This window comes from Flavobacterium sp. AJR (assembly GCF_002156885.1).
In the GTDB taxonomy this organism is placed as follows: Bacteria; Bacteroidota; Bacteroidia; order Flavobacteriales; family Flavobacteriaceae; genus Flavobacterium.
The window spans coordinates 24881-35946 of record NZ_NCWQ01000038.1 but is presented as its reverse complement, the minus strand read 5'-3'; the positions used below and the strand labels follow the sequence as shown (position 1 = coordinate 35946).

8 protein-coding genes and 1 pseudogene are annotated in these 11066 nt (G+C 32.0%); 5 read left to right on the top strand and 4 right to left on the bottom strand.

Going from position 1 to position 11066, the window contains the following annotated elements; all coding sequences use genetic code 11:
* Positions 1-212, top strand: a pseudogene (locus tag B8T70_RS11785) (IS110 family transposase); the annotation flags it as partial.
* A gap of 342 nt (positions 213-554) precedes the next feature.
* On the top strand, positions 555-1592 hold the full coding sequence (locus tag B8T70_RS11780) for an NADP(H)-dependent aldo-keto reductase (RefSeq protein WP_039118137.1): 1038 nt from the start codon (positions 555-557) through the stop codon (positions 1590-1592).
* 253 nt (positions 1593-1845) lie between these two features.
* Here the strand turns inward: B8T70_RS11780 and B8T70_RS11775 are convergent, their stop codons facing one another.
* The 3 genes from B8T70_RS11775 to B8T70_RS11765 form a co-directional block, all read right to left on the bottom strand.
* The gene (locus B8T70_RS11775; RefSeq protein WP_086894970.1) at positions 1846-3498 is read right to left on the bottom strand and encodes a DUF4139 domain-containing protein; all 1653 of its coding nucleotides are present in this window, start codon (positions 3496-3498) and stop codon (positions 1846-1848) included.
* 67 nt (positions 3499-3565) lie between these two features.
* Positions 3566-4180 carry a murein L,D-transpeptidase catalytic domain-containing protein gene (locus tag B8T70_RS11770; RefSeq protein ID WP_039118138.1) on the bottom strand — a complete coding sequence of 205 codons (615 nt, stop codon included), beginning with the start codon at positions 4178-4180 and terminating at the stop codon, positions 3566-3568.
* A gap of 31 nt (positions 4181-4211) precedes the next feature.
* Complete coding sequence (locus B8T70_RS11765) at positions 4212-5372, bottom strand: vWA domain-containing protein (RefSeq protein ID WP_039118139.1); 1161 nt, start codon at positions 5370-5372, stop codon at positions 4212-4214.
* A 206-nt stretch (positions 5373-5578) separates the two neighbouring features.
* Between B8T70_RS11765 and B8T70_RS11760 the strand changes: the two genes are divergently transcribed.
* Both B8T70_RS11760 and B8T70_RS11755 read left to right on the top strand, forming a co-directional pair.
* The gene (locus B8T70_RS11760) at positions 5579-7393 is read left to right on the top strand and encodes a histidine kinase (protein WP_039118140.1); all 1815 of its coding nucleotides are present in this window, start codon (positions 5579-5581) and stop codon (positions 7391-7393) included.
* Positions 7390-8139 (top strand): LytTR family DNA-binding domain-containing protein, encoded by a 750-nt coding sequence (locus tag B8T70_RS11755; protein WP_086894969.1) that lies wholly within the window; start codon positions 7390-7392, stop codon positions 8137-8139. Before B8T70_RS11760 ends, B8T70_RS11755 begins: the two co-directional genes overlap by 4 nt.
* A 195-nt stretch (positions 8140-8334) precedes the next feature.
* On the opposite strand, the gene B8T70_RS11750 is transcribed toward B8T70_RS11755, so the two are convergent.
* Complete coding sequence (locus B8T70_RS11750) at positions 8335-10299, bottom strand: biosynthetic peptidoglycan transglycosylase (RefSeq protein WP_086894971.1); 1965 nt, start codon at positions 10297-10299, stop codon at positions 8335-8337.
* A 224-nt stretch (positions 10300-10523) separates the two neighbouring features.
* Between B8T70_RS11750 and B8T70_RS11745 the strand changes: the two genes are divergently transcribed.
* The gene (locus tag B8T70_RS11745; protein WP_086894968.1) at positions 10524-11012 is read left to right on the top strand and encodes a DUF6252 family protein; all 489 of its coding nucleotides are present in this window, start codon (positions 10524-10526) and stop codon (positions 11010-11012) included.
* Positions 11013-11066: the final 54 nt, after the last annotated feature.

The window sequence follows — 11066 nt, the reverse complement described above, 5'->3', positions numbered from 1 at the left end:
TTTGTAAAATGGGCATGAGTCGCATTAGGGCAATGCTATATGTTTGCTCTTGGTCTGCTAAAAAATGTAATGCTGCTTGTAAAGAATTATACGATAGATTAGTCGAAAAAGGAAAAGCTAAAAAAATAGCTTTAATCGCTGTAGCAAACAAACTACTTAAACAAGCATTTGCTTTAGCATCAAAAAATGAATATTATTTACAAAATAATTAAAAATAAATTTGCTTTTAAACACAGTTCATTTCGAGGAACGAGAAATCTCCGTAAGAAATTCCACAATCTTTGTCGAGCTACTCGTGGAGATTTCTCGTTCCTCGAAATGACAAGTTTACAGTAATTCGGATATAGCTTTAACAGATTTCAAAAATCTTTTAATCTGTGACAGAAAATAAAACAAGATTATTTCCGAAGATGACTATGGTATAAAAAGGTTTAGAGTTTTTTAACTTTGAACCTTTTTCTTTTGAAATATTGCTTTGTACCTTTGAGCCTTATTCGTAAAAAGCTATAAAAAGCTTAGAATCTTAGCAACTCAATACCTTAGCACCTTAAAAAATGAAATACACTACAATTCCCAATACCGATATTAAAGTAAGTAAAATAAATCTTGGTACGATGACTTTTGGTCAACAAAACACCGAAGCCGAAGGACACGCTCAGATGGATTATGCGCTAGAACAAGGCGTTAATTTTTTTGATACTGCCGAGATGTATTCTATTCCTGCAAGTAAAGAAACTTACGGAAGTACAGAAAAGATTATAGGAACCTGGTTTAAAAAATCAGGAAAAAGAGAAGATGTGGTTTTGGCAACAAAAATCGCTGGACCAAATGATAATTTTGGCTACATGCGTGAGAAAATAGATTTCTCGCCAGCAAGTTTAAAATATGCATTAGACCAAAGTTTACAAAGATTACAAACCGATTACGTAGATATATACCAACTGCATTGGCCAGAGCGTAAAACAAATTGTTTTGGACAACGCGGACTTAAAATTCAGGACGACGCTTGGGAAGATAATATCCATGAAGTTCTACAAACTATGGAAGGTTTTATAAAAGAAGGAAAGATTAAACATGTAGGACTTTCTAATGAAAATCCTTGGGGAATCATGCGTTTTCTTGAAGAGAACAAATACAATAATTTACCAAGAGTTAAAACAATTCAAAATCCATATTCATTATTAAATCGTCTTTTCGAGAATGCTTCTGTTGAGGTTTGTATGCGAGAGAATGTAGGTTTATTAGCGTATTCGCCAATGGCTTTTGGAGTATTATCAGGTAAATTTTTATCAGGTGAGAAACATCCAAACTCAAGACTTAATTTGTTTCCACAATATACAAGATATAGTAGTGAGCAAAGTACCAAAGCAGCACGTATGTATCAGGAAATTGCTAATAAACATGGTTTAAATTTTGCACAAATGTCGTTGGCATTTGTTAATCAGCAACCATTTGTAACAAGTACTATTATCGGAGCAACTACTTTGGAGCAATTAAAAGAAAATATAGATTCTATTAACCTTACATTATCAGACGAAGTTATTGCCGAAATCAATGCGGTTCACGCTGTAATTCCTGATCCAGCACCGTAGTTAAGTTTTTAGCTTCAGTCTCAGTTTTCAGTTACTACAAACTTTTATAGCATAGATTGTCTATAAAGGAACGCGGATAACACAGATTTACAAAAGTAAAGACGCGATCCCGAAGCGTCAGGACGGATTTTTTAAAAAGACTATAAATAAAATCTGTTTTTATCTGCGTTCCATATTAAGCATTACTGGAAGATATTAAAATAAAAATCCCGATACACGTTTAATTGTATCGGGATTTTATTTTGAAAGAGATTTATAAATTTAATACCTGATCTTTAGGATATCTTACTTTATAGCTAATTCGGAATTTCTTGATTTCATTAGGCTTCATTTGTAATTGCCAAGTTAGGATTCCAGTTTCAGAATTTACTTTTGCACCATCATTTTGTAATAATTCAACTTCGATTTCTTTATTCGTAGTCAAAGGATATTGATCTTTTAATAAAAGTTCAATAGCTTCTTTCTTGTTGTTTCTTACAGTGATATCGTAAGTAAAAGTTTGTTCTTTTTTAGAAGATAAAAACTTAGTTCCCGATTTGTCGGCTACTTTTTCACGTTTTATAGATACCTTTTTGTCACGGCCCATACTTAAATTTAAAGTATCGCTGGTTTGGTTTGGTTCGATAAAAGTTTTACCTACATACATCCCTTCAAAAATGATATTGGCTTCACCTCTTAACAAATTGTATTTGCTGTAATCGGCAATTTCAGCAAGAAGAAAAGCTTCATTTTCAACTCTTGGTGCAGCATAATATTTATACGATGAAGGTAGTTTTATTTCTTTAAGAGAAACACTATGTACTTTACCATTAGATAAAATATCATAAGGAATATCAATATCAAAAGAAACATTAAGTTGGTTTTCTTCTACGGTAGTGTAATTAGAAACAGATGATTCAGTTATTACAGGTGATGGAGCAGCTGCTATTTCCATATTTGCAGAAGCATCATCATTTATTGCAACTCCTGCAACTCTTCCTTGTAGTTGATTCATTACACCTTTTTGTTTATAGCCATATGCTGCCTGAACAATATTATTATTTCTCAAGAACCAAGAACTCAATATTGGTGCCTGATTGTTTTGGTTAGGATAACCACTTGATAAAGTAAGTTTTACTTTTTTCCAATCGATACCTGTATTTTGGATTACCTGAGCTTTGTACATCATATTAATAGGCGATGTGACACTTTCGGCACGTAAATCATAAAATGGAGTCCAAGTAGCATTATTTGTTAAGTACGAAATATCTAATGGAACAGCACCTGCAACTTCATTCATAACCTGAACGATTAGTTTTCCCGATGAGGTTTTCTCTTCTTTACTTGTATCAACTTCAAGTTTATTATTTAGTTTTTGAAGTGTTTCGTTAAGCTTTTGTTGCTTCTCAGTAAGTGTATTAATAGTATTGGCAATTTCGATTTGCTTGTTTTTATAATACTCAACCATTTTCATTAATTCAGTAACATTCAAACCAGAATTCACACCCGAAATTTGTTGATTTTTATCTAAAAGTTGAATCGTTTTTGTTTCAGAATTTATCGTGTTATTAACTTTCTGAAGCTCTTTCTGAACCAAAACAATACTATCTCTAACTCTTTTTAAAGCGGGAGATTTAGTATCTACTTCATATTCGGAGATATAATTATTAGTAAACTGAACCGAAAGAACAGTCACTGTCGATGGAGTTCCTATTTGTATAGAATTCTCATTTAAGTCTACAGCTACATTTTTTATCACAATCTCGCTTGTTCCTAACGGAAGATTAGCGCTTGCCGTTTGCGAAATTTCGGCAGCATTAAAATATACTGTTGCGGCTTTTACCTTAGCCGTTGTAAAGATTGGCTTTTGTGCAAATGCAATTGCGCCAATCAATAATAAAGCTGATGTTACTATTTTTTTTATCATGAGTTTAATATTTAAATTGTTTGTTTAGGGGAATAAGGATTACAAATAACGAAAATTTGAATGGGTTTTAATAGTAGATAACGAGAATGATTTTCTTTTTAGAGTTATCAATTATGTTTTCAACTACACCAAAAAACTTTTCATTTACCATCGGACATCCATAACTGTTACAAATAGGATTTATTTGTTCTTCAAAAGGGACATCCTTATATTTATGTAAAACCACATTTCTATCAAAGGCATTATCGTTGGTTTTGTCTAATCCGTATAATTTATATGCTTTTCCAAAAGTGCCTTCATACGAATTCCCAATCGAGTATTTTCCTAACGAGGTAGAAAGCGAATTCTTTACGTTGCTAAATTTTAACTTTCCAGGAATTCCGGTTTCCGAACCAGATCCATGACCAACCAAACCTTTGTTAAGTAGTTTATCGTTTTTTAAATCATATATAAAAAAGCGTTTCTTGCCAGAAGCAATTCCCATATCGATAAAAAAGCCAACTTCGGTATTGTATTTCGAAGATGTGTTTACAAACTTTTTAATTTCGTTTATCTGGTTTTCTAGTTTTTCTTTAGAAGAAGATTTTGAACTAGGTGTTTTAAGATTTTCTTCTTTATGGATGCATTTAAAACTAACAGAAAAAATTCCTACAAAAATCAAAAAGAGGATACTCTTTTTCATATTCTTAAATAATTTATTTTTCACACTTTATTTATTTCTCAACAGTATATCCTTTAACTTTTGCAAGAGCAACAATCGATGTGTTTATGGCATTACCCAAATCATCTTGTTTTTTTGTCTTTTTTGCTTCGGTATCTATATAGCCTTGACGTTTTTTAGCAAGTTCGCTAATTTCCTTTTGAATATTTTCTCTTTCTTTGGTTTTTTGCGCAACAATTACTTTTAATTCGGCAGTAGACTTATTCTGAAGTTCAGCAGGCAATTCTTCTTTTTTTATTTTCGAAATAGCTGTAGCGTCATCTTTTACTTTATCAACTAAATCCCAACTATCGTTTTTATAAACAGCTTTAGATTTACTCACTGCACGCTCAGCATAATTAGATGCAGAAACTCCCTGAGCATTTCTGTCTTGTTTTTCCTGATTCATTTTTTTCTCAGAGCCTTTTGAACCATAACCAATATAAGTTTTATTGATTTTTTCATTGCATTTAGTAATTTCAACATCATAAGGAGTTACTATATAACGAACCGTTTGGTTGGAATCAATATTAAAGTATTTGCCTTTTCCATAATCGGCACCATCTTTCCATAATTCATTTATACCTTGGGTTTTATCGCCACAATAAATAGTATTTACATAAATATCATTCTTTAAAGCATTGCTAATGGCTTCTTTATAATTAATTCCACCCTGATTAAATTCTTCGTTTCCTGCAATATAAATTAGCTTCATATTGTTGTTGTCCTTTGCCCATTTTAATTGTTTGGTCGCATCCTGAATCACAGCTCCGCAGTATTCGTTACCACCATTTGTACTTAAAGAAAACAGTTTTTCCGAAATCAAATCTAGATCGGTCGAAAGTGGTGCTATTTGTCGGATGTAATTAGATTGTTTTGATAAACCGTCATTGCCATATTCATACAAAGCAATTTCGATATCGGGATTTTGTCCATTGTATTTTAAAGTTGTCAAAGTGTTTACAATATTCCAAAGTCGGGATTTTGCCTGATCAATTAATCCATCCATACTACTAGAAGTATCTAATAATAATGCAACTTGTATTTTGGTTTTTTCTGCAGTTATTGGTTTTTCAATTTTAGTATTCTTCTTGAAGTTTGCATTAGTGTAATTGCTATTTGCAAAAGAGAATGTAGTTGCTAAAAGCGCTGAGATAAGGATTGATGTTTTCATGATTTCCTATGTTTTAGATTGTGATTATAGACCAAACTTATAAACTTAAAGAGTTCGTTTTTTGCAGAAATGGTGAAACGGTATTTTCACTTGGTGAAACGAGTTGTAAACGGAATATAAAATACTTTACTTTACAGTATTGTTTTTGAAGGTTCTGAGGTGCTAAGAAATTAAGGCACTAAGATTTAAAAAAAAAGATAAAATATATGAGTCGTTTAGTAGTCGTTTTTTCTTTATTTCTAATGTTGTTACTTCCGTTTGGAGTAGTGGCACAGGATTCTCTTGCCAAGAAAAAAGCAGTGCCAATTTCCAAAATGAGCAAAGTATCTAAAGAATTACAAAAATCATTGGATGTAAATGATGAAACGCAAATAGGTCAAAATTATGAACGCCTTGCGAATGAATTCCTTAATAAAGGAGATAATGCAAAGGCCGAAGAATATTATAAAAAAGCATTAGCAAGTTATACCAAACAAAATCTTGCAGATGATAAAATACGAGTAACAAGAAGTATTGCCAAAGTACAAGAGAACCAGAAAAAGTTTGATTCGGCAATAAAAAATTATGAAGCAGCAGGGGCTATTTCAGAAGATAAAAGTGAGGAAAAAATAAACCAGAATGACGCTAACCGATTGCGCACACAAGCAAGCCCGATTACGCAAGCAGGATATGTAAATTCTAATATTGAGTTACTTAAAAAAGAGAATAAAATCGATGAGGTATCTGCGGCATATGTTCAAAAAGCGGAGAATTCTCTACAACAGCAAAATAAAATAGTTGCAATAGAGAGTTACAATAAAGCGCTCGCTTACGCAAAAGATAAACCGGAAGAAGTCATTAAGATTAAAAATGAAATAGCCAAAGTATATGCTTCGGATAATCAGTTTGAGAAAGCGATTGGCATAAATGAAAGACTTTTGGCGGAAGCCAAAACCAAACAAGATTTCAGTACACAAATCAAGCAATTGCAATCTTTGGCAAAACTTTATTTTAAAAAAGAAGAGCCTAAGAAAGCCATTCTGTCGCTTAAAGAAGCCTATGATTTAGCATCTAAAAATGGAAATTCTACCGAGGCAAAGAAAAGTTTGTCGGCTTTAATAGCGTATTACAAAACCAAAGGAGACGATAAAGAAAGTATTGCTTTATATGAGCAGTTCTTTAAGAATTTTGACGAACTAATCCAATCTGATACTACGCTAATTGATGCAAAAACGTTTCAGGTAACCGAAGATAAAATTCGTCAGTTAGAAAAAGAAAAAACCTTAAAAGATGAATTAATTACAAAGAAAAATACCTTCAATTATTTTCTTTTAGGTTCTATATTATTGCTCTTGCTTTTATTCCTATTTATTGTAAAAGCCTTGTATTCGATAAAAACTAAAAATAAAGAAATCGCTTTGCAGTCGCTCAGACGAGAAATGAATCCGCACTTTATCTTTAATAGTTTGAATAGTGTGAATCAGTTTATTTCGGAAAATAAAGAATTAGAAGCCAATAAATATCTGACCTCTTATTCTAATCTAATGCGGAATATGATGGAAAACTCCAATAAAGATTTCATCACATTAGATAAAGAAATTGAACAATTAAAGAAATACCTGGACTTAGAACATTTGCGTTTTCAGGACAAATTCGATTTTAAAATTAGTGTTAGTGAAGCTTTGGATGCCGAAACTGTTTTGGTTCCTAATATGATTATTCAGCCACATCTGGAAAATGCAATTTGGCACGGATTGCGTTATCTTGATAAAAAGGGATTTTTGAATCTTAATTTTGATTTTGTAGCCGAAAAAGTTGTGGTTACTATAGAAGATAACGGTATTGGTTTAACCAAAAGTCGTGAACTAAAAACAAGCAATCAAAAAGCACATGAATCCCGAGGATTAAGTAATACTAAGGAACGTATTGGTTTGCTGAACGAATTGTATAAAAAGAATATTTCTTTTGAAATTATCGAAAAAGAAATACCAGAAACAGGAACGATTGTTAGAATTGTTTTTCCGTTAATAGATAAATTATGATGACTTTCCAGAAGATAAAAAGTGTAATTGTCGAAGACGAACTTGCAGCACGAGAAGTACTCAAGAATTATTTGAGTAAATATTGTCCGCAAGTTGAGGTTATTGGCGAAGCACAGAATATAAAAGAAGCTGTTCCGTTATTGCATGAACTACAACCACAATTGGTTTTTCTGGATGTAGAAATGCCTTTCGGGAATGCTTTTGATGTTCTCGAAGCGTGCAAGGATTTACACTTTGAAACGATTTTTGTTACGGCTTTTTCCGAATATTCATTAAAGGCTTTAAACCAAAGTGCTGCATATTATTTGCTAAAACCCATTAGTATCGAAGAATTAATTGTTGCAGTAAACAAAGTGCATCATCAGGTTATGAACCACGAAATTTTTAATAGAAACAAAATTATCATTGAGAATTTTCATGAAACTAAACCCGAAAAGCAACAAGTAATCTTACCAACATTAGAAGGTTTTGAAGTGGTTAAAATGGAAGAAATTGTCCGATTAAAAGGCAATGGAAACTTCACCGATTTATACCTAAATAACGGAAATAAGAAAATGGTTTGTCGGTTCTTAAAGCACTTTTCCGAAATTTTGCCCTTGCCATTTATACGAGTTCATAAATCGCACATCATTAATATGAATTGCGTAAAAGCATATAATAAAGGCGGAATCATAACGCTAAATGACGGAGCCGAAATTGAAGTTTCCCCAACGTATAAAGAAGATTTCCTGAAAAATTTTAAATAAGGATTTTAAAATATTTTTGACTTTTGCTGACGCGAGCGTCTCGCTCGTGAACACAATCAAAATCAAGTATAAATATGTAAACTTATTTAAGGACGAAATGACTTCATGCTCACGAGCGAGACGCTCGCGTTAGCAACCGATCATATATATCATGCTGCTAGGTTACCGAAATCTTGAAGTATCTACTAAAAAGATTTAAAGATCAAACTCATCATCTATAGACATAGAATCTACTGGAACAGCTGTAGAATCGGGTGCTTTTATTCGCAATAGCGAGCGAGCATTTCCCGAAATGTAAACGGGTAATTTGTTAATAGTGTCTTCAGAAGTTAAAACACCGCGACGCAACATAATATTACTTAGGAATTTTTGATTTCTGATAGCGTAATCTTTCAAGTTTCCCTGGTCATTAAATTGGTAAGTAAACTTTCTTGGACTCGGAATAATCGTAGCCAGAAATAAACATTCGTTAAGACTTAAATCTGACGGACTTTTCTGGAAATAAAAACGGCTTGCTTCGCCAATTCCATATACATTTGGTCCCCATTCGATGATATTAAAATATACTTCGAGCATACGTTGCTTACTTACCACACGATTATTTTCGAGTATATAAACCAGTAAAATCTCTTCGAGTTTGCGTGACAACGTTTTTTCTCGGGTAAGGAAAACATTCTTTATTAGCTGCATACTTATGGTACTTGCACCACGAGAAAACTTCTTGGTTCGGATGTTTTTTAATATCGATTGTTTAAAAGCTTCATTAATAAAACCACGATGAGAAAAGAACGAAGGATCTTCGGTAGTTAAAACACATTTTTGAAGATAAGGAGAGATTTGTTCAATCGGGGTATAATTTGGATTCCCAGCACCTACTAAAATTGGTCTTTGCAGTACATTTTTTATAATAGCACGATATACAAATTCACCATTTAATTTGGTAAGGTTTGCTTCTCCATATTTAGTGATAACAAGGTTTTCTTTGTTTAGTTTACTATCAAAAACTAAGCTATTTGGCTTGTTTTTGTTGAATTTAAAATCAAGTTTATAATCGAAATTCCCTGTAGCTTCCATGCCTTGAAAATGAGTAAACAAACCGTCTGGCAATGAGACAATAAAATCTTGCGCTTTCATTTTAGGAATGGCAACTTTTAGAGTATAAATCGTATCCGATTGGGTATTATAGGATACATAAGGATGGAACTTTATCTTGTTTAACTGAACGGTCGATGTGCTATCTATCGAAATAAAATCGGAACCCAATAGGAAACGATAATCAAAACGGGCATTTTTTATAACAACATCTTTGCTAGCAATTCTGGCATGGTTAATTTTTAAATTTGTGATAGAGGAATAACCATCAATATGAAGTTCGCTTCCGTCTTTTTTAATGTTCTCAATATTCAATCGTATAGAGTCAAAACTAGCTAGCATATTAAAGCGGTCATCGATATAAGGTACTCTTATTGCTCCTGTGTCAAGATTAAAAAAGCGGATATCGGCTTTTTTATTCCTTGGGTCAGCAAATCCTTTTATGTTCCAGCGTTGATCGAATGTATTGGTTTGAACATGTAAATTGGTCTCGAGTTCTTTATCGACTAAAGCTAATTTATTTATTGCAATTTGTGCTTTCTTACCATTATCATCAATCTTAAAAATTAAATTTTCCAACTTCATATCGGTAGGAACAAGATTTAATAATTTTGATATTATTCTATAGGCATACGCTGCATATTCTCTTTTTTCGTTTTTAGAAGTATTAGTACTGTCTTTTTTTAAGAATGCATCAAAGTTCTTGATGTTTCCCTTTTTTACTAATTGTATAAAGCCTCTGTCGATTTTTAAAGTTCCAATCTGGATATCTCCCACCAATAAATGCGATAAACTAATACTGGTTTCTATATTGTGAATATTACAAAGTGTATCTGCATTTTTTGGTACCAAGATTACATTGGTTAGTTTTATCCCCGAAAGCCCATCAAAAGAAGCTGTTTTTACCGAAAACGTACTGTTGTATTCTTTGTTCATTTTATCGGAGACCTTCGCTATAGCTTTATGCAAAAGGGCATCTCTAAAAAAGTAAAATCCTAAAAAAAGTACCACTAAAACTAATGCAAGTATTAGGAATGCTTTGAATATTTTTTGTTTTGGAAACTTCATAAATTGAATTGCTATTTGAAATAATTCGGCTTCTATTATCTGAATTAGAATTATCAGTCTATAAAGAAAATAAAAATCCATTAAAGAATTGGAAAAGTTGGTGCAAAAGTTTCCTTATTCAGTATGTATATTTTGATTCAATTTTGCAGCTTTTTAAATAATATATTTTTCATAGTACAAATCTTATATATTTGCAGAATTATTAATAATTAAAATCAGTTTAAATGAAAACTTTAAAGAAATTTATGTTTATGGCTGTTGCCATCTTTTCACTAGTAGTATCATCTTCTTGCAGTAGTGACAATTCATCAGAAGATAATGTAGAGGAAAGTACAAGTGCAGAAGGGTATATTAAATTTAAATATAATGGGGTTGCTTATAATTTTAACCCTGCTATAATTACTTCAGGAAGCATAAATATAATGGGGTTTGAAGGGATTGATGATACTTTTAAAAGTATTTCTATATGGCTGCCTTTGGATTTTACAACAGGAAGTCATCCAATTGTATATGATTTGTCAAATCTTACAACTACCTACCAAGCAAATTTTAGTTTTAAACCTGAAATAAATAATATTAGTGCAACATCAGGAACTGTGAATATTACGGAGAAAAGTGATAAAAAAATCGCAGGGACATTTAGTTTTTCTGGATCAAGAGATGGAAAAACATTTACAATTACCGAGGGAAGTTTTAGTGCACCAAAATTTTAGTAATTGCTTTATAAAAAAAATCTCGCTCAAAATCTTATTAAATTAAGGTTCTGA

Bases quoted from the DNA above. Each gene is read 5' to 3' on its own strand.
- B8T70_RS11780 (WP_039118137.1), top strand. From the start codon at position 555: ATGAAATACACTACAATTCCCAATACCGATATTAAAGTAAGTAAAATA.
- B8T70_RS11775 (WP_086894970.1), bottom strand. From the start codon at position 3,498: ATGATAAAAAAAATAGTAACATCAGCTTTATTATTGATTGGCGCAATT.
- B8T70_RS11770 (WP_039118138.1), bottom strand. From the start codon at position 4,180: ATGAAAAAGAGTATCCTCTTTTTGATTTTTGTAGGAATTTTTTCTGTT.
- B8T70_RS11765 (WP_039118139.1), bottom strand. From the start codon at position 5,372: ATGAAAACATCAATCCTTATCTCAGCGCTTTTAGCAACTACATTCTCT.
- B8T70_RS11760 (WP_039118140.1), top strand. From the start codon at position 5,579: ATGAGTCGTTTAGTAGTCGTTTTTTCTTTATTTCTAATGTTGTTACTT.
- B8T70_RS11755 (WP_086894969.1), top strand. From the start codon at position 7,390: ATGATGACTTTCCAGAAGATAAAAAGTGTAATTGTCGAAGACGAACTT.
- B8T70_RS11750 (WP_086894971.1), bottom strand. From the start codon at position 10,299: ATGAAGTTTCCAAAACAAAAAATATTCAAAGCATTCCTAATACTTGCA.
- B8T70_RS11745 (WP_086894968.1), top strand. From the start codon at position 10,524: ATGAAAACTTTAAAGAAATTTATGTTTATGGCTGTTGCCATCTTTTCA.